Raw genomic sequence first — 19,304 nt, forward strand, 5'->3', positions numbered from 1 at the left:
ACCTCAAGGTATTCAAGGACCAGCGGGTGCTACCGGCGCTACTGGACCTCAAGGCGTTCAAGGTAACACAGGTGCTACCGGCGCTACTGGACCTCAAGGTATTCAAGGACCAGCGGGTGCTACCGGCGCTACTGGACCTCAAGGCGTTCAAGGTAACACAGGTGCTACCGGCGCTACTGGACCTCAAGGTATTCAAGGACCGGCGGGTGCTACTGGTGCTACTGGACCTCAAGGCGTTCAAGGTAACACAGGTGCTACCGGCGCTACTGGACCTCAAGGTACTCAAGGACCGGCGGGTGCTACCGGCGCTACTGGACCTCAGGGTGCTCAAGGGCCGGCGGGTGCTACCGGCGCTACTGGACCTCAAGGTATTCAAGGACCGGCGGGCGCTACTGGTGCCACTGGACCTCAAGGCGTTCAAGGTAACACAGGTGCTACCGGCGCTACTGGACCTCAAGGTATTCAAGGACCGGCGGGTGCTACTGGTGCCACTGGACCTCAAGGTATTCAAGGACCGGCGGGTGCTACTGGTGCCACTGGGCCTCAAGGCGTTCAAGGACCGGCAGGTGCTACTGGTGCCACTGGACCTCAAGGTGCTCAAGGACCGGCGGGCGCTACTGGTGCTACTGGACCTCAAGGCGTTCAAGGTAACACAGGTGCTACTGGTGCCACTGGACCTCAAGGCGTTCAAGGTAACACAGGTGCTACCGGCGCTACTGGACCTCAGGGCGTTCAAGGACCGGCGGGTGCTACTGGTGCCACTGGACCTCAAGGTGTTCAAGGGCCAACGGGTGCTACTGGTATAGGAGTTACCGGACCTACTGGACCTTCTGGTGGGCCTCCTGGACCTACTGGACCTCAGGGACCTCAAGGTAATACAGGTGCTACCGGACCTCAAGGTATTCAAGGACCGGCGGGTGCTACTGGTGCCACTGGGCCTCAAGGCGTTCAAGGACCGGCGGGTGCTACTGGTGCCACTGGGCCTCAAGGCGTTCAAGGACCGGCAGGTGCTACTGGTGCCACTGGTCCTCAAGGTATTCAAGGACCGGCGGGTGCTACTGGTGCCACTGGGCCTCAAGGCGTTCAAGGACCGGCAGGTGCTACTGGTGCCACTGGACCTCAAGGTGCTCAAGGACCGGTGGGTGCTACTGGTGCCACTGGACCTCAAGGCGTTCAAGGGCCAACGGGCGCTACTGGTATAGGAGTTACCGGACCTACTGGGCCTACTGGACCTAGCTTCCCTATAGCAACAATTGTTGTAACAAACAACATTCAACAAACAGTACTACAATTTAATAACTTTATCTTCAGTACTGCAATTAACGTAAATAATATTATCTTTAATGGCACAGACACAGTTACAGTTATCAACGGTGGTATTTATGTAATTAGCGTATCCATCTCTACAACTGCACCAGGATGTGCGCCACTCGGAGTAGGAATTTCAATAAATGGAGCAGTCGCAACTGACAACTTCTCTTCAAATTTAATAGGCGACTCACTTTCATTTACTACAATCGAAACATTAGCTGCCGGAGCAAACATTTCTGTCCAATCTACTCTTAACGAGATTACGATCCCTGCAACAGGAAATACTAACATTCGTCTAACTGTATTTAGAATCGCTTAAATTTCACTATTTATCGTTTATGGCAAATAAAAAAAGAGCGAGAAACTCGCTCTTTTTTTGTTATGTACAATAATTCATTACTATTCTAATTCAATTGAAACATTTTTTTGTGGTACAAATGTAGAAATTGCGTGTTTATAAATAAGCTGTTGCTTACCTTCTGTTTCCAGTAGGACTGTAAAATTATCAAATCCTTTAATTAATCCACGAAGCTGGAAACCATTTAATAAGTACAGCGTAACAAACGTATTCTCTTTACGGAGTTGATTTAAAAACTGATCTTGAATATTGATTGATTGCTTCATGTCGAATCCTCCTCTTTTTCTCTACTTACTATTATTCGACTTTAGTTGTAGCTTTCCTTCTATGTATCGTAAAATTTCTGACGTTTTTTCACCGTCTGTAACATCAAACCATGTGACATCCATCTTATTACGGAACCACGTTAATTGACGTTTTGCATAACGACGTGAATTCGTCTTTAATTGTGATACCGCTTCTTCTAAAGAGACACGATCCTCAAAATAATCATATATCTCTTTATACCCAATCGCTTGAATAGATTGACAATCTCGTATCCCTCGATTATACAACCCTTCTACTTCTTCTAATAAACCTTGGTCCATCATTATATCAACTCGTAAGTTAATGCGATCGTATAGCATTTCACGATCCATTGTCAAGCCAATTAAGGAAACATCGTATAATAACTCGTTTTCTTGTTTTTCAAGTTGATCACTCATTTTTTCACCCGTCGTGTGGAAAATTTCTAACGCCCTAATGACACGGCGTACATTATTTGCATGAATACGCTCAGCGCTTTCTGGGTCTACTTCCTGTAATTTCTTATGTACATATTCCACACCACGTTCTAATGCTAACTTTTCCATTTGTTCTCGGTATATAGCATCACCAGCATCATCCGTAAACTGATAATCGAATAAAACAGATTGTATATACAGACCAGTTCCACCAACGATAATCGGCAATTTACCACGCTCTGTAATCTCGCGAATATGCTTACGAACACGTTCTTGAAATTCGGCAACCGAAAATGATTCTTCTGGATTTTTTATATCAACCATATAATGTGGAATTCCGTCCATCTCTTCTTTCGTCACCTTTGCGGTTCCAATATCCATCGTACGATAAATCTGCATGGAATCTCCACTTATAATTTCACCATTTAACGCTTTGGCAAGATCAATACTTAACTTCGTCTTCCCAACAGCAGTTGGTCCAATGATGACAGCAACTTTTTCACGTTGCACTTCTCCCATATCATTCAACTCTCTTTATGTAATGTACTCCATCTATTGATTATATCCAATCTTACCAATTTTAACGGCATGATTGCAAGTTCTTTCATTACGGTACATGAAATTATAAATAAAAAAGAACATAGTTTGTCCAATTCCGCATATACATGATTAAAAATACCTTCGAGAGGATGAGTTAACTATGAAACAATCCACTATCAATTTTTCATCTTTGACAAAAGACCTCATTTTAGCTACTGCTACAAAAGAACACAATTGTTCACAAGAAGAATTATACTTCGCCTTAAATTGTTTACTACGTTCTTTTCATTCTGCTCTCCAAGAAACAACATTACATCTAGAAAATAAAGATACAGAGTATATACAAAACCAATTTTGCAGCGCATATAAAATTATTACAGGTAAAACTATTTATCCTTTTCAATAATCCATAAAAGGCGATTGCTTACATACTTTCAAGCAACCGCCTTTTATATTAATACACATATACTACTCTATAACTTTCACTTTTACAGATTTGCGCCCCCAGCTATTCGCACTACCATCTGAGCCAACTAAAACATCAATACGATTTCCTTTAATCGCACCACCAGTATCTCCAGCAATCGCTTCTCCATATCCTTCTACCCATACTTTTGATCCAAGTGGAATTACTTTAGGATCAACAGCAATTACTTTCATATTTGGATTCGCTGTTAAGTCATGCCCCATTGCAGTTAATACACGACCACCATACGAACCATTTTCACTCGGATCTGCTGTATATGCTGTCGCTTCTACCGTTATTTCACGTCCACTAGTCGGTGCACTTGTTTCATTAGATTTCGCAACTTGTTTCGTAGTTGACTGCTGTTTTGCCACAGGTTTACTTGATTCTACATTCTTAACAGATTCTTTACTCTTAACTACTTTATTACTTTTAACCGGCGTATTTACTCTTTCCGGCGCTTCTTCTTTCGTTGCAACTTCTTTCTTTTCAATCACTGGTGCCGTTCCTGTTAAAAATGGCACATGAACATATCCTGTTTTTCCATTATAGTCAAATTGCAACCATTCATTTTGAACTTGATTTGTCGTTTCAATTACATCATTTTTATTCAGTTTTCCAAGAATTTCTGAGTCAGTATTCGCTCCAGCGCGAACATTTAACACACCCGCCGTCACATAATATGTACTTTTTGTAAATTCAGCACTTACAAATGCTTCTTGACCATTTAATTTAATTTTTGTCCATCCGTTTTCTGTATTTACAACATCTAATTTATTTCCACTTAACATTTTACCTACAAGCTTAGACTCTACAGTTGGGTTTTCTCTAACATTTAATACGTCTGTTGTTACAATCGTTTCCGCTTTCGCAGAACCTGCAAAAATCCCAAGACCAAAAACTGCCGCCGTTGCTATACCTAATAATTTTTTCATGAATAGCCTCCATTTGCTTTGTTTTCGTATTTTTATTATAGCAACGGATTTTTAAGATTTTTAGAAAACACACAATTACAAACCATTCGTAATATACGATTAATGAGCTGTAACATAAATTTCCATATTAATGAATTACATTTCCAATAGAATTCCCAATAGTTTTCATATATTTTCCACATACAAGCACCAGAATTTTTTTCCAGAAAAAATTACAGTATTACTTTTTTGTTACAAAAAAATCATATTTCATTACATCTTTTACCAAAATTCATCATTCTCCAATTATCAACCTCCTTTTTTGTAATAAAAAGGAGCAGCTAATAAAAGCTACTCCCTTTACACGTATTATTTAACTTTCTTTTTCCAAATTCCCATCATAAGAGCAGAAACAACTGCCCCTATCAATATCGATAAAATATATAACACTGGTTTATTTACTAAAGCGATAACAAACAATCCACCATGCGGTGCTGGTAATGTAATTTGGAATAACATTGATAATGCACCTGCAATACTTGAACCGACAACACAACTGACAATTACCCGAACCGGATCTGCTGCTGCAAACGGAATCGCACCTTCTGTAATAAACGATGCCCCCATAATATAATTTGTTAAACCAGACTTACGTTCCGCTTCTGTAAACTTCGATTTAAAGAAGGTAGTTGCTAACGCAATTGCAAGCGGTGGCACCATACCACCAGCCATAACCGCTGAATGTACCCCAAAGTTCTTCGCTTCTATCGCAGCAATACCAAACGTAAATGCTGCTTTATTAATTGGACCACCCATATCAATTGCCATCATCGCACCTAAAATAAGACCTAGTAATATAGCATTTGTACCGTTCAAACCATTTAACCATCCTGTTAACATTTCATTCAATGCTACTACAGGCGGAATTACTACTTTTTGCATAACAACTCCTGTAATCAATAATCCAAAGACCGGATATAACAATACAGGTTTAATTCCTTCTAATTGTACTGGTAGGCCTGAAAATAATTTTTTCAATCCTAAAACAACATATCCGGCTAAGAAACCAGCAATTAATCCACCTAAAAATCCAGCATTCGCATGTGCCGCTAAAAATCCTCCGACAACACCGGGCATAAAACCAGGACGATCAGCAATAGAACTAGCAATAAACCCTGCTAAAATTGGTACAAGGAATAAAAATGCCCCTGTTCCCCCTCCTCCAATAGACATGAACAATTCAGCTAAAGGACCTTCTGCTTTTATACCACCAAACGAAAACGCTAGCGCAATTAAAATCCCGCCACCAACAACGAATGGAAGCATATTACTTACGCCGTTCATTAAATGCTTATAAATTCCTAATCCATTTTCTTTCTCCGTATTTTCTGCCTTTCCATCCTCTTTTACACCTTTAAAGATTGGTGCATCTTGTTTTACAGCCCGATTAAGAAGTTTTTCAGTTTTTCTAATCCCGTCAGCGACTGGCACTTGAATAACATGTTTACCAGCAAAACGATTCATTTCTACTTGTTTATCTGCCGCAACAATTATAGCTGTTGCGCGTTCAATATCCTCTTTCGTTAAACCGTTTTTTATACCTGTTGATCCATTCGTTTCAACTTTAATTGCAATTCCTAGCTCTGCTGCTTTTGCTTTCAAGCTATCTGCAGCCATATATGTGTGAGCGATTCCAGTCGGGCAAGCTGTAACAGCTAATACGTACGGTTCATTCCCTTCTGGTTTTGCAACTTCAACCTCTTCTTCTTCTTTTTCATTTTCTTTTTCATCAAATAAACGAAGAAGTTCTTCTTCATCCTTCGCTTCTAACAATTGCTTACGAAACCCTTCATCCATTAATAGTGTAGATAGGCGTGATAACGTTTCTAAATGCGTATTATTCGCCCCTTCACTTGCAGCAATCATAAAAAATAAATGCGCAGGTTGTCCGTCAAGCGATTCATAGTTGATACCGCTTACACTTCTACCAAAACAAATCGCTGGTTGCTTAACAGCTTTTGTTTTCGCATGAGGTATAGCAATCCCTTCACCAATGCCGGTTGTACTTTGTGACTCCCTTTTTAAAATAGCTTCTTTAAATTCAGCTTTGCTATTTAAACGATTTGCCCCGTTTAATTTCTCAACTAACTCATCTATGACAGCTTCTTTATTTGAAGCTGTCAAATTCATAATAACTGTATCCCTTTTTAATAGTTCTGTAATTTTCATATGTTGCTTCCCCCTATCGCTTAGTTACAATTACTTGCGACAATAATTCTTCTACTTTTTCCTTTTCACATAAATCGGCTGAAAATGCTGTTGCACTCCCTGTTGCAACGCCATATTGAAATGCCTTTTCAATATCTTTTGTCTGTTCATATCTTCCTACAAATCCCGCAACGAGAGAATCTCCAGCCCCAACCGAATTAATTACAACGCCTTTTGGAATAGTTGCTTCATATATACCTTCTGCCGTAAATAATAAAGCTCCATCTCCGGCCATTGATACGATAACGTGCTCTACACCTTGTTCAACTAATTTTCTTCCATATGGTAAAACATCTTCTACTGTGGAAATCTCTACTCCGAATAACTCACCAAGTTCATGATGATTAGGCTTTATTAAAAATGGTTTATTTTTAACTACATGCTGCAGCGCACTACCACTTGCATCTACTACTACACGAATGCCTTTTTCAGCTCCGAACGCTGCGATTGATTCATAAAAGGTAGTTGGGATAGACGCTGGTACACTTCCAGCTAGTACAACACAATCTCCCTTTTGCATACTTTCAATTTGTTTCATTAATTGTTCAAATTGTTCCTTAGTCACACTAGGTCCTTGCCCATTTAATTCTGTTTCTTCTTGCCCTTTTATTTTCACATTAATTCGAGAATCTCCATCTACTTGGACGAAGTTTGTTGTTACACCTTCCGCCTGTAATACATCTTTAATAAATCGACCGGTAAATCCACCAGTAAATCCTAGCGCTACATTTTCAACACCTAAACGATGAAGAACGCGAGAAACATTAATTCCTTTTCCTCCAGGAAACTTCATATCTTTTTCTGCTCGATTTACTGCGCCTAACTCTAAGGAATTAACTTGTACTATATAATCAATAGATGGGTTTAAAGTTACTGTATAGATCATTGTTTATCAGCCTCAATTACATTGGTTTGTCTTTTATATTTTTCTAAATCAATTTCTAAATGGTTTGTAATAATATTCGCCTCTTCAACATTGGCAATTTTCGCAAACGCAACTTCCGAAAACTTACTTTCATCAATTAAGAAATATCCTTCATTTGCTAATGTTAATGCCATTTGCTTTAAAAGTGCCTCTTCCGGATCTGGTGTTGTAAAACCAAGTTGTTCATGTACACCATTCGCTCCTAAAAAACATTTATCAAAACGATACTTCTGCATGCTTTCCTGTGCCATAGCACCGATTAAAGCTTTCGTCCTACTCTTCATCATTCCGCCTAGTAAATATGCACGAATATGATTTTCAACTAAAGCTTCAATATGCATAAGTCCATTCGTAACAACGGTAACATCCTTATTTATTAAAAATGGAATCATTTCAAATGTTGTACTTCCTGCATCTAAATAAATGCAATCACCTTGTTCCACAACGTTAGCCGCATACTTCGCAATTTGTTGTTTTATTTGAATGTTTTTGGATGATTTTTCAACCATCGTCGGCTCCTGTCCTTTTCCTGTTAAAACAGCTGCACCACCGTGAACTCTTTTTAATAACCGTTGTTTTTCCAATTGCGCTAAATCACGACGAATTGTTGATTCAGAGCTTTCTGTTCTTTCCACTAATTGTTGTAATTTAACAACCTTCTGCTCTTTTACAAGTTGCAATATCATTTGATGACGTTCAGGAGTTAACATTTTATTCACCTCTTCTTTGATTACAGTATAATGAAAACGATCACAAAAATCAACCATAAACATTCACAAATAACCAAAAACAATCACAAACAGTTATAAACAACAAAAAAGAAACCCATTGGATTGTTATATCAAATGGGTTCCTTTACTCGCTTCACTTATAAGGAAGCTTTATATATGCTTAAAACATCGTCTTTATTTAATTTTTTAAAGTTACCAAATTCGCCATAAGCCATCGCTTTATCCGCCATTACATCAATTTCATTTTCTCCAATAGCATAATCAGATAACGTTACTGGTGCTTCAATTGAAGTCCAAAATTGACGTAACGCCTCAATTCCTTCTAACGCAATTTCTCGATCAGTCTTTCCATCTGTTTCTACATCGAATACACGAATAGCGAACTGTTTAAAACGACTTACATTTTCATCTACAACATGCTTCATCCAGTTCGGGAATAAAATCGCAAGGCCACCTCCGTGTGGTATATCATGAACCGCTGAAACCGCGTGCTCAATATTGTGTGTTGCCCAGTCTCCTTTTACTCCCATCGCTAAAATACCGTTTAGCGCCATAGTACCGCAGTATAAAATCGTTTCTCTATGCTCATAATTTTCTAGATCATTTAAAAGCTTAGGAGCTGTCTCAATGACTGTTTTTAAAACAGATTCACAATAACGATCTTGTAATTCTGTATTTGTTCCATGATGGAAATATTGTTCTAATACGTGTGACATAATATCTACCATACCGTAAATTGTTTGATCCCTCGGTACAGACGCAGTATGAGCTGGATCTAAAATTGAAAACTGAGGGAAGGTAACTGGGCTACCCCAGCCATATTTTTCATTCGTTTCCCAGTTTGTAATGACAGAACCAGCATTCATTTCAGATCCTGTTGCCGCAAGAGTAAGCACAGTACCAAATGGTAATGCCTCACTGGCAAATGTTTTTTTCGTTACAATATCCCACACATCTCCATCGTACTTACTACCAGCTGCAATTGCCTTCGTACAGTCGATTACACTACCTCCACCAACTGCTAAAATAAATTCAACACCATTATCTTTACAAATTTGAATCCCTTTCTTTACAGTTGATACACGCGGATTCGGTTCAACACCTGTCAATTCAAATACTTCTGCATTTATTTCCTTTAAAATAGAAATTACATTATCATAAATACCGTTTCTTTTAATGCTGCCTCCCCCGTATACGAGAAGAACTTTTTTACCGAACTGTGGAATTTCAGTTTTCAATTGCTCTAATTGACCTTTACCGAAAATAAGTTTCGTTGGATTACGAAATACAAAATTTTGCATATCCCTTTACCATCCCTTCTATATGAAAAGCAACTATACTTTTGTATACCATATTTTTTTCATTTTACAAAAACATTTGCCTAACAAAAAAATCCCAGCCTATAGGCTGAGATTTTTTATTGATAATAAGGTGAGATCATTAAGTAAACAATAACACCAGATAAACTTACATATAACCAAATCGGCATCGTCCAACGTACAATTTTACGATGACGTGTTAATTGATTTGTAAAACCAAATACAAGTGCAAACAATGCAAGTGGTACGATAATTGCTGCAAGGATAATATGTGTAATTAAAATGATGAAATACACATATTTAATGAATCCTTCGCCACCAAAATGTGTTGCTGGCGCCAAGTAATGATACGATAAATAAGAAACACAAAATAGCAACGTCGTCGTAAATGCTGCTAGGATGAAGCCACGATGCATTTTCACATTCTTCTTAATAATAGAGAATAACGCTGCTAATAAAAATACGAACGTAAAGCTATTAAAAATTGCGTTTAACATTGGTAAAATCGTTACATCAAAATGTACTTCTCCTTCATAGCCAACAGGTCCAAAGAACAAAAATAAAATAATCGCATTTACAATTACAGAAAGCGTTATCACAATAGGAGCATAGCTTTTCTGATTTGTTGATTGATCCACCAAAATGGTCACTCCCTCTTCCTTCAAATATGTATACGTAACCTCACTATTTTAACATACTATTCACAGTGTAAATGTGACAATAGTTTGACACAGCAAGACAAAACAAAGAAAAAATCCTTCTTAATAAAACTTCTTAAGAAGGATTTTATCGCTTTATTATTCAAATAGCAATGCGATTAGTTTTTGTTAAAAAATGTATCGCTATATGCTTGAAAAATTTCAGACACTTGATATCCCATTAAAGAAATTGCTGTTAATGAAAAGAAACCAATCATAAGAAATCGAAACCACATATAAATCTCCTCCTTGTATTTAGCTTAAAGAACATTCGCTATATTACAAGTTGAGTGGCACTCTTCATCGTCACTTTCCTTTTTCTTTACAATTGCTGTAATAAATCGAATCATAAAGAAAAATACAAAAGGAAATTGTTCGTAATTTACCTTGGCATAGTTCAGCAACGGCTCGCGTTGCATATCGAACGGGGATGAGAAGGAATAGAACATACCTTGCTCTTCCATATATACAATTACAATTTTCATACAAAATACGATTCCTAGAAACGAAACAATATCTTGCCATTCTGTCGTATATAGCAGGTTATACAGCTCTAATACGTACTCTTCCATCGTCATCCCCCCTTCCTTTTTTATCATTTTGCTCGCCTTCGCATAAAAAGTCAAGAAAAAAGTTTATATTCACTATGACAATAGTAATTACTCATTTTTATGATTATATATGATTCTTTTATAGCAATGATTGGGTGTAACTCTCTTCGAAAACAAGAAATTAGAATCGCACAGATTCCTCATTCTTACTTGTAGTATTCGATACTGTACTATTTTTATTTCTATTAAAAATAAAATAAGAAAGTATTATAAGAACAGTAACAAGCATCGTCAAAAGTGCTTGTGAACGTAAAGATTCAATTGCAAGCATCGCAACTAAAACAGCTATAATAGCGGCAATTGTAACATACGTTACATACGGGAAAAACCACATTTTCACTTTCAAATTTTGTTGTTCTACTTTCCCCATTTTTTTACGGATCTTTAAATGCGAAACAGCTATAACGAGATAAACGAGTAACGCAATTCCGCCAGATGCATTGACTAAAAATAAAAAGACTTTATCTGGAGATATATAACTAAAAACAACTCCAATATAAGCGAAGAACGTTCCGAATAAAACGGCCCGAACTGGAACACCACTACTATTCAATTTCAAAAATGCCTTTGGAGCATCTCCTCTTTCTGCCATTGAAAAAAGCATTCTTGAGTTCGTATATAAACCAGAATTTAAACAAGAAAGTACAGCTGTTAAAACGATAAAATTCATAATTTGTGCTGCCGCTGGTATCCCTATATGTTCCAGTACCGCTACAAACGGACTTTTTAATATGTTCGCTGAATTCCATGGAAGAAGTGTAACAACTACAGCAATCGATCCAATGAAAAATACGAGAATACGCCAAATTACACTATTTGTTGCTGTTTTTACTGCTTTTACAGGTTCAGCAGATTCTCCAGCAGCTACTGCAACAATCTCAGATCCCATAAATGAAAATATAACGACAGTAATTCCAAGTAGCACCGAACTTATACCGTTTGGCATAAATCCTCCTTGTCCTACTAAATTCGAAGTGCCAGGTGCTTCCGTTCCTGGTACAAATCCTAAAATAACAGCTAGTCCAAGACAAAGGAACAAAATAATACTTATTACTTTAATAAAAGAAAACCAATATTCAAACTCTCCAAATGATTTCACCGAAAAAACATTCGTCAATGTTAATAAAATCGTTAATATTAGGCTTAATAACCAAAGTGGGATTTCTGGAATCCAGTATTGAATAATACCAGCACCTGCTGTGGCTTCTATCGCAATAACAATTACCCAGAAAAACCAATATAGCCACCCAATTGTATAACCGGCCCATGGACCAATTGCTTCTCTTGCATATGTTGCAAATGACCCACTTGTCGGGTTAATAGCTGCCATTTCCCCAAGCATTCTCATAACGAAAACGACTAGAAGTCCTGCTAATGCATATGAAACGATAGAACCTGGCCCTGCTGAATGCACAACTGCCCCACTTCCAACAAACAAACCAGCTCCTATTACGCCGCCAATTGAGATCATTGTAATGTGGCGTATTTTGAGGTCTTTCTTAAGATTTTTATCCAACTCTTATACATCCCCTTCCAAACGTAATTTTGAAATTTATGTAAGAGTATTATGTGAAAACCTTGCCTACACTTTAAAATATATCAAAATATTCTGAATTTAACAATTGTAATGCAAGCTCCTATAAAAATTATTACATTAGGTTTAATAATTTTCCATATACAATTGTTGAGAAAATTATAGCTACCTTACGAAAGAACGAATTTTCAGATATCATTAAATAAACAAGATTATACATCTAGACAACTTTTTGTATAGGAGTGTTGATATGTTAAACAAGTTCAAATTCATTTGTTGTACGTTATTCATTTTTTTACTGCTACCACTAGCCCCCTTTCAAGCACAAGCAGCAAACAATTTAGGATCAAAACTACTCGTTGGATACTGGCATAACTTTGATAACGGTACTGGCATTATTAAATTAAGAGACGTTTCACCAAAATGGGATGTAATTAATGTATCTTTCGGGGAAACTGGTGGTGATCGTTCTACTGTTGAATTTTCTCCTGTGTATGGTACAGATGCAGAATTCAAATCAGATATTTCTTATTTAAAGAGTAAAGGAAAAAAAGTAGTTCTTTCAATTGGTGGACAAAATGGAGTCGTTTTACTTCCTGACAATGCCGCTAAGCAACGCTTTATTAATTCCATACAATCTCTCATTGATAAATACGGTTTTGATGGAATAGATATTGACCTTGAATCAGGTATTTACTTAAACGGAAATGACACTAATTTCAAAAACCCAACTACTCCTCAAATCGTAAATCTTATTTCGGCTATTCGAACAATCTCAGATCATTACGGTCCCGACTTTCTATTAAGCATGGCTCCTGAAACAGCTTATGTTCAAGGCGGTTATAGTGCATACGGAAGCATCTGGGGTGCATATTTACCGATTATTTACGGAGTGAAAGACAAACTGACATACATTCACGTTCAACACTACAACGCTGGCAGCGGGGTTGGAATGGACGGTAATAACTACAATCAAGGTACTGCAGACTACGAGGTCGCTATGGCAGATATGCTCTTACATGGTTTTCCTGTAGGTGGTAATGCAAATAACATGTTCCCAGCTCTTCGTTCGGATCAAGTAATGATTGGACTTCCTGCAGCACCAGCGGCCGCTCCAAGTGGTGGGTATATTTCTCCAACTGAAATGAAAAAAGCTTTAGATTATATCATTAAGGGAATTCCTTTCGGAGGAAAGTATAAACTTTCAAATGAGAGTGGCTATCCTGCATTCCGCGGCCTAATGTCTTGGTCTATTAATTGGGATGCAAAAAACAACTTTGAATTCTCTAGTAACTATAGAACATATTTCGATGCGATTCCCTTGCAAAAATAATGAAAACAACAATAGGTTTTATATGACCTATTGTTGTTTTTTATTTACCACCAATTAACATCGCTCGTTCATCAAAATCAAATTGAGAATGATGATGTGGAATTGAATACATTAGTTACTCTTTTGCTTCAATATAAATACTGAAAGTTCAGGTACACTCCAAAATCTAACAGGCATTCGGGTTGTCCCAATACCACGATTTACATATAAATATAACGGCTTACTCTTCCCCTCTACTTCATACATACCTTCAACATGACTCTCAGCTAGTTTTGTCGTAATGAATGGACCGATAAAAGGAATTTGAACTTGTCCTCCGTGACTATGGCCTGACATTTGAAAATCAACTGGGTAACGTGCTACTTTGTCTACAACATCCGGCTCATGTACTAATAACATATTGAAATCTTGTTGCCTTACATGTTTTAAAGTTGAGTCTATTTGCGGCTTACCTAATAAAAAATCATCCAAACCTGATATTGTAATATATTTGCCGTTTTCCGCTTTAATTTTCTGCACTTCATTGACTAACACAGCGAAACCAGCTTCCTCCATATATTTTTTATAAAATAAACTACCTCCGCCGCCTCTATCATGATTCCCAAACACTGCATATTTCCCTAAGGGTGCATGTATTTTTTGTAAAATCCCTTTCGCTTCTTCTCTTTCGGCTTTATACGATCCAAACTTATCTATTAAATCCCCTGTGAAAACTACTACATCCGGACTTAATGCATTTATCTTCTCCACCAAATTTTCTAATTGTTTCAGTGTGAATTCTGGCCCTAAATGTACATCTGAGAACTGCAATATTTTTTTATTATGAAACTCTTTAGGAATTGTAGAAGATTCTATTTCATTCCACGTAACTGTTACTAGTTTTCGTTCTATTTCTGTCGCATAGAAATACAAACTTATAGAAATCATTACTACACTTACAAAACTGATTATAGATACCTTGACGATTGATTTTTTTTGTTCTTCTTTTACGTGATACGTATTCATGTTCTCACCTCTAGAAGTACTTTAAAACCTTATTGTTACATGAATGTGACAACACGAACAATGTTAGTTATATTTAATTCCAGCCCTGCTCACTTTGACAAATTTATACAGAAGTCATAACATATTTTTATAATACATAGATTCTTAAAAATGTTCCATTTATTCTTTTATCATTTTATTAAGGAGAGATTATTCATGTCTGTATTTACACCAGAAGAAATTACGGAACTTGCTGCTAATTCCGGAAGAAAAAAAGCTCATTTATCATTACTCCCTATGCTAATTCTCGGTTTTTTTGGCGGTGCTTTCATAGCATTAGGGTATTTACTCGATATTCATGTTATTGGAACAATGCCAAAGGCTTGGGGATCATTTACTAGTTTTCTAGGCGCTGCTGTATTCCCTATCGGTCTTATTCTCGTTATTCTTGCAGGCGGTGAACTAGTAACTGGTAACATGATGACAGTTTCCATGGCCTGGCTTCAAAAGAAAATTACTTTATTTTATTTCATACGAAATTTAATTATTGTTACATTGAGCAATTTCATAGGTGCTGTATTCGTTGCTTATTTTTTCGGTCATATCGTCGGATTAACAGAGGGAGCTTTTTTAGCAAAAACAGTTTCTATTGCGCAAGCTAAACTACAAGATCCACCACTACAAGCCTTCATTTCTGCAATCGGATGTAATTGGCTCGTTTGTTTAGCTGTTTGGCTTAGTATGGGAAGTAAAGAATTTATCGGAAAGATTATCGGCATTTGGTTCCCAGTTATGACTTTTGTTGCAATTGGATTTCAACACGTTGTAGCCAATATGTTTGTCATCCCAGCTATAATTTTTGCAGGTCATTTAACTTGGTTTGAATATTTTCCAAACTTCATTTTTGTTTTCTTCGGAAACTTAGTAGGAGGTATGTTATTTGTAGCGTTACCTTATTTCATATCTTATAATAAGAAACTACCTTCTACTAAAGAACAAACGGAATTAAAGAAAAAATCTGTATCCGCTTAAATGGAACGACTATACAGCAATCCTGAAAAATATTACAAATTCCATTTTTTTTATGAATATATGTGCGTACACTTGTTCTCGAATGTTTTATACGTTATAATAACAACTTAAATAGCATTATTTACATATGAGGTGAAAAACATGAACAAAACAGAATTAATCAAAAACGTAGCACAAAATGCTGAGATTTCTCAAAAAGAAGCTACTGTAGTTGTACAAACTGTAGTAGAATCAATCACTAACACTTTAGCTGCTGGTGAAAAAGTACAACTTATCGGATTCGGTACATTCGAAGTTCGCGAAAGAGCTGCTCGTACAGGCCGTAACCCACAAACTGGTGAAGAAATGCAAATCGCAGCTTCTAAAGTACCTGCTTTCAAAGCTGGTAAAGAACTAAAAGAAGCTGTAAAATAATGAAAAATAGCCTTCTCGTTTACGAGAGGGCTATTTTTTTCATTACATAATTAATAAAAATCTGACCATTATGCTCTTTCTTTTGTTCCTTTATGCAAATAAAGCCTTTACTTTCAAAAAAGGGTTTTGCTGTAATACTTGCTTCTGTATAAATCCCCCTATGCCCCAAGTTCACTGCTTCTTGTTCTAACTTTTGTAGTATGTATGAAGCTATCCTTTTCCCTTGATAATCTTTATGTGTAAATAAACGATCTACGTAATGATCCTCATTATAATCCCCAAATCCGACTATCATACCGTTATAATCCGCTACATAACTAATATTCTTTTCTAAAGACTTTAACCAGCTTTCCCTATCTAGTTGATCTGGTGCCCATGCCTGTAGCTGTAACACGTTATAATCTTTTGCATTAATTGTATGAACTGTTTCATAGAACAACTGTAATACTTGTTCTAAATCCTCTTTATGGAATGTTCTAATGATCATATCTTTTAACATATATGAACCTCCTTACTACACTATCATTTAACTTTTCTACCATCTAGTATTCAATATTTCTGCTTTATTATATCTTTTTTCTTTCTATATAAACAAAAAACAATACTTATTTCAAAGTATTGTTTTTTGTTTAAAAGCCTATGAAATTACTCTATAGATTTACATTTTTATTATTTTAACTTCACTCTTTGCAATCGTAATGCATTTAATACGACCGATACAGAACTAAATGCCATCGCTGCTCCTGCAACCCAAGGCGCTAAGAAACCAAGCGCTGCAATCGGGATTCCTAAGCCATTATAAGCTAGTGCCCAGAATAAATTTTGCTTAATATTTCTTATCGTCATCTTACTCATAAAGATTGCATCAGCAATACTATTTAAATCGCCACGAATTAACGTAATATCTGCCGCTTCCATCGCTACATCCGTTCCTGTTCCAATTGCCATACCGATATCCGCCGTAGCAAGTGCTGGAGCATCATTTATTCCATCTCCAACCATTGCTACTTTCTTACCTTGCGCTTGAAGTTTTTTCACTTCTTCTGCTTTTCCTTCTGGTAATACTTCTGCAATTACGTGTTCAATACCAACTTGCCCCGCAATCGCCTGAGCAGTTTGCGTATTATCTCCTGTAATCATAACAACGTCTAGACCCATTTTCTTAAGCCTTGTAATAGCTGCTTTTGAAGTATCTTTTACAGTATCTGCAACAGCCACTATACCAGCATATTCTTTATTAATTGCAATAAGCATTGCTGTTTTACCTTCTCGTTCTAACTCTTCCATCGATTTAGAAACTTCTTCAATATCAATATTGAATTTCTTCATTAATCGGCGTGTACCAATTAATAATTGTTTCCCTTCTACGACTGATTCAATACCGAATCCAGGAATCGCTTCAAACGTTTCTGAACTTGGAATATCAATTTTCTTTTCTTTAATTCCTTCTACAATCGCTTCTGCAAGTGGGTGTTCAGAATTTTTTTCTGCCGCACCTACTAAACGTAATATTTCTTCTTCATTGAATCCATCTGCGACAATTACATCCGTTAACACTGGCTTTCCATTTGTCACAGTACCTGTTTTATCTAGAATAACTGTATCCAATCGATGCGTTGCTTCTAAATGCTCTCCGCCTTTAAATAAAATACCATACTCAGCTGATCTTCCTGATCCAGCCATAATAGATGTAGGTGTCGCAAGACCTAATGCACATGGACAAGCGATAACAAGTACTGCTATCATTTTCTCAAGTGCTCCGCCAAAATCACCTGGTGTAACAAATATCATCCACACTGCAAATGTAATAATAGCAATCACAACTACAACCGGTACGAAAATACCTGAAATTTGATCTGCTACCCTTTGAATAGGAGCTTTTGAACCTTGAGCCTCTTCTACTACTTTAATAATTTGAGCTAATGCAGTATCTCTTCCTACCTTAGTTGCTTTCACTTTTAAAAATCCATTTTTATTCATTGTAGAACCGATTACTACATCCCCAATTGTTTTATCAACTGGAATACTTTCACCTGTTAACATCGATTCATCTATTGCTGACTTTCCTTCTACAATCTCACCATCTACCGGAATTTTTTCACCAGGCTTTACATAAACGATATCACCAGCTACTACTTCTTCGATTAAAATTTTCATTTCTGTTCCATCTCGCACAACTGTAGCTGTCTTTGCTTGTAAACCCATCAACTTTTTAATTGCTTCTGATGAACGTCCCTTTGCTTTTGCTTCAAATAATTTTCCTAAAATAATTAGTGTAATAAGTACCGCACTCGTTTCAAAATATAAGTCTGTCATATGTTCCGAAGAACCGATAGATTGAATGCTTAAATATACACTATAGAAATAGGCGGCCGACGTTCCAAGTGCCACAAGAACATCCATGTTAGCACTTTTATTACGTAACGCTTTATAAGCCCCAACATAAAACTGTCCACCAATGATAAATTGAACTGGCGTTGCAAGAGCTAGCTGCACCCAAGGGTTCATAAGCATATCAGGTAAATAAATAAACGATGTAAATGAGAAGTGACTTACCATTGCCCACAGTAACGGGAATGATAAAATAAACGAAATAATAAACTTCTTCTTTTGTCGCTCAATTTCTTGTAAGCGATGATCAGTTGATCCATCTTGCTCATCTGATTTCACTTCCAATTTATATCCTAATTTCGTAATTGCACTCTTCATTTCATTTACATTAATTTCATCAGGATTAAAATCTACTGTAGCTGATTCCAAAGCGAAATTTACTGTCGCCCCGTTCACACCTTCTAACTTATTTAAACGCTTTTCTACTCTATTGGCACATGCTGCGCATGTCATTCCTGAAACAGTAAATTCAGCTTTATCACTTACAATTCCATATCCTAACGATTCAACTTTTTCCTTAAATTGTTGCGGATTTGTTTTTTGGGGATCATATATTATTTTCGTTTTTTCAAGTGCAAAATTTACATTTGCATCATGAACACCTTCTACTTTTTTTAGGCCTTTTTCAATTCTATTTGCACATGCGGCACATGTCATTCCTGATATTTGAAGATTGGCCTCTTTTTGTTCATTCATGTCTCTCACCTCTATATACCCTTATGAGGTATAATTATTAGCAAAATAAATCGTACT

General features: G+C 36.9%; 18 protein-coding genes. 5 read left to right on the forward strand and 13 right to left on the reverse strand.

Annotated elements, in window-relative coordinates:
* Positions 1-1,630: Gly-Xaa-Xaa repeat protein (locus PDQ40_RS09345; protein WP_270691403.1), on the forward strand; the 1,630-nt coding region annotated here is incomplete at its 5' end.
* An 80-nt stretch (positions 1,631-1,710) separates the two neighbouring features.
* Here the strand turns inward: PDQ40_RS09345 and hfq are convergent.
* Together hfq and miaA are read right to left on the reverse strand one after the other, a co-directional pair.
* A complete protein-coding gene (hfq, locus tag PDQ40_RS09350) occupies positions 1,711-1,935 on the reverse strand; it encodes an RNA chaperone Hfq (protein WP_000813896.1) in 225 nt (74 codons plus the stop codon).
* A 21-nt stretch (positions 1,936-1,956) separates the two neighbouring features.
* Positions 1,957-2,910, reverse strand: a complete 954-nt coding sequence (miaA, locus tag PDQ40_RS09355) for a tRNA (adenosine(37)-N6)-dimethylallyltransferase MiaA (RefSeq protein ID WP_000504941.1) — start codon at positions 2,908-2,910, stop codon at positions 1,957-1,959.
* 181 nt (positions 2,911-3,091) lie between these two features.
* Here miaA and PDQ40_RS09360 point away from each other — a divergent pair, with 181 nt between their 5' ends.
* Complete coding sequence (locus PDQ40_RS09360) at positions 3,092-3,337, forward strand: hypothetical protein (protein ID WP_000814415.1); 246 nt, start codon at positions 3,092-3,094, stop codon at positions 3,335-3,337.
* 62 nt (positions 3,338-3,399) lie between these two features.
* Here PDQ40_RS09360 and entD read toward each other — a convergent pair whose 3' ends face one another.
* From entD to gabP, 8 genes are all read right to left on the reverse strand, one after another.
* A complete protein-coding gene (entD, locus tag PDQ40_RS09365) occupies positions 3,400-4,332 on the reverse strand; it encodes a cell wall-binding protein EntD (protein ID WP_000734633.1) in 933 nt (310 codons plus the stop codon).
* Between the two features lie 348 nt (positions 4,333-4,680).
* On the reverse strand, positions 4,681-6,540 hold the full coding sequence (locus tag PDQ40_RS09370; RefSeq protein ID WP_000704629.1) for a PTS fructose transporter subunit IIABC: 1,860 nt from the start codon (positions 6,538-6,540) through the stop codon (positions 4,681-4,683).
* A gap of 13 nt (positions 6,541-6,553) precedes the next feature.
* On the reverse strand, positions 6,554-7,465 hold the full coding sequence (gene pfkB, locus PDQ40_RS09375; RefSeq protein ID WP_000640766.1) for a 1-phosphofructokinase: 912 nt from the start codon (positions 7,463-7,465) through the stop codon (positions 6,554-6,556).
* Positions 7,462-8,214 (reverse strand): DeoR/GlpR family DNA-binding transcription regulator, encoded by a 753-nt coding sequence (locus PDQ40_RS09380; protein WP_000957275.1) that lies wholly within the window; start codon positions 8,212-8,214, stop codon positions 7,462-7,464. Before PDQ40_RS09380 ends, pfkB begins: the two co-directional genes overlap by 4 nt.
* Positions 8,215-8,372: 158 nt before the next feature.
* A complete protein-coding gene (locus tag PDQ40_RS09385) occupies positions 8,373-9,536 on the reverse strand; it encodes an iron-containing alcohol dehydrogenase (protein ID WP_001179105.1) in 1,164 nt (387 codons plus the stop codon).
* 116 nt (positions 9,537-9,652) lie between these two features.
* Positions 9,653-10,195 (reverse strand): DUF420 domain-containing protein, encoded by a 543-nt coding sequence (locus PDQ40_RS09390; RefSeq protein ID WP_000228315.1) that lies wholly within the window; start codon positions 10,193-10,195, stop codon positions 9,653-9,655.
* A 317-nt stretch (positions 10,196-10,512) separates the two neighbouring features.
* A complete protein-coding gene (locus PDQ40_RS09395; RefSeq protein WP_002028298.1) occupies positions 10,513-10,851 on the reverse strand; it encodes a hypothetical protein in 339 nt (112 codons plus the stop codon).
* Positions 10,852-10,984: 133 nt separating this feature from the next.
* On the reverse strand, positions 10,985-12,379 hold the full coding sequence (gabP, locus tag PDQ40_RS09400) for a GABA permease (protein WP_000360117.1): 1,395 nt from the start codon (positions 12,377-12,379) through the stop codon (positions 10,985-10,987).
* A gap of 268 nt (positions 12,380-12,647) precedes the next feature.
* Here gabP and PDQ40_RS09405 point away from each other — a divergent pair, with 268 nt between their 5' ends.
* Entirely contained in the window at positions 12,648-13,730 is a 1,083-nt protein-coding gene (locus PDQ40_RS09405; protein ID WP_000932456.1) for a chitinase, read from the forward strand.
* Positions 13,731-13,841: 111 nt separating this feature from the next.
* On the opposite strand, the gene PDQ40_RS09410 is transcribed toward PDQ40_RS09405, so the two are convergent.
* Positions 13,842-14,735, reverse strand: a complete 894-nt coding sequence (locus tag PDQ40_RS09410; RefSeq protein ID WP_001099528.1) for a metallophosphoesterase — start codon at positions 14,733-14,735, stop codon at positions 13,842-13,844.
* Between the two features lie 195 nt (positions 14,736-14,930).
* Between PDQ40_RS09410 and PDQ40_RS09415 the strand changes: the two genes are divergently transcribed.
* Together PDQ40_RS09415 and PDQ40_RS09420 are read left to right on the forward strand one after the other, a co-directional pair.
* Positions 14,931-15,746: a formate/nitrite transporter family protein gene (locus PDQ40_RS09415; RefSeq protein ID WP_000110526.1), complete on the forward strand. Its 816-nt coding sequence runs from the start codon at positions 14,931-14,933 to the stop codon at positions 15,744-15,746.
* 141 nt (positions 15,747-15,887) lie between these two features.
* Positions 15,888-16,160, forward strand: coding sequence for an HU family DNA-binding protein (locus PDQ40_RS09420; RefSeq protein ID WP_001043904.1), 273 nt, complete (start codon positions 15,888-15,890; stop codon positions 16,158-16,160).
* A gap of 19 nt (positions 16,161-16,179) precedes the next feature.
* On the opposite strand, the gene PDQ40_RS09425 is transcribed toward PDQ40_RS09420, so the two are convergent.
* Positions 16,180-16,659, reverse strand: coding sequence for a GNAT family N-acetyltransferase (locus tag PDQ40_RS09425; RefSeq protein WP_000910298.1), 480 nt, complete (start codon positions 16,657-16,659; stop codon positions 16,180-16,182).
* 170 nt (positions 16,660-16,829) lie between these two features.
* On the reverse strand, positions 16,830-19,247 hold the full coding sequence (locus PDQ40_RS09430; protein WP_086405155.1) for a heavy metal translocating P-type ATPase: 2,418 nt from the start codon (positions 19,245-19,247) through the stop codon (positions 16,830-16,832).
* Positions 19,248-19,304 lie beyond the last annotated feature (57 nt).

The organism is Bacillus cereus group sp. Bc061 (genome assembly GCF_027715825.1).
GTDB classification, from domain to species: domain Bacteria; phylum Bacillota; class Bacilli; order Bacillales; family Bacillaceae_G; genus Bacillus_A; species Bacillus_A paranthracis.

Coding starts and splice junctions, on each gene's coding strand:
- hfq (WP_000813896.1), bottom strand. CDS start 1,935: ATGAAGCAATCAATCAATATTCAAGATCAGTTTTTAAATCAACTCCGT.
- miaA (WP_000504941.1), bottom strand. CDS start 2,910: ATGGGAGAAGTGCAACGTGAAAAAGTTGCTGTCATCATTGGACCAACT.
- PDQ40_RS09360 (WP_000814415.1), top strand. CDS start 3,092: ATGAAACAATCCACTATCAATTTTTCATCTTTGACAAAAGACCTCATT.
- entD (WP_000734633.1), bottom strand. CDS start 4,332: ATGAAAAAATTATTAGGTATAGCAACGGCGGCAGTTTTTGGTCTTGGG.
- PDQ40_RS09370 (WP_000704629.1), bottom strand. CDS start 6,540: ATGAAAATTACAGAACTATTAAAAAGGGATACAGTTATTATGAATTTG.
- pfkB (WP_000640766.1), bottom strand. CDS start 7,465: ATGATCTATACAGTAACTTTAAACCCATCTATTGATTATATAGTACAA.
- PDQ40_RS09380 (WP_000957275.1), bottom strand. CDS start 8,214: ATGTTAACTCCTGAACGTCATCAAATGATATTGCAACTTGTAAAAGAG.
- PDQ40_RS09385 (WP_001179105.1), bottom strand. CDS start 9,536: ATGCAAAATTTTGTATTTCGTAATCCAACGAAACTTATTTTCGGTAAA.
- PDQ40_RS09395 (WP_002028298.1), bottom strand. CDS start 10,851: ATGATAAAAAAGGAAGGGGGGATGACGATGGAAGAGTACGTATTAGAG.
- PDQ40_RS09405 (WP_000932456.1), top strand. CDS start 12,648: ATGTTAAACAAGTTCAAATTCATTTGTTGTACGTTATTCATTTTTTTA.
- PDQ40_RS09410 (WP_001099528.1), bottom strand. CDS start 14,735: ATGAATACGTATCACGTAAAAGAAGAACAAAAAAAATCAATCGTCAAG.
- PDQ40_RS09415 (WP_000110526.1), top strand. CDS start 14,931: ATGTCTGTATTTACACCAGAAGAAATTACGGAACTTGCTGCTAATTCC.
- PDQ40_RS09420 (WP_001043904.1), top strand. CDS start 15,888: ATGAACAAAACAGAATTAATCAAAAACGTAGCACAAAATGCTGAGATT.
- PDQ40_RS09425 (WP_000910298.1), bottom strand. CDS start 16,659: ATGTTAAAAGATATGATCATTAGAACATTCCATAAAGAGGATTTAGAA.
- PDQ40_RS09430 (WP_086405155.1), bottom strand. CDS start 19,247: ATGAATGAACAAAAAGAGGCCAATCTTCAAATATCAGGAATGACATGT.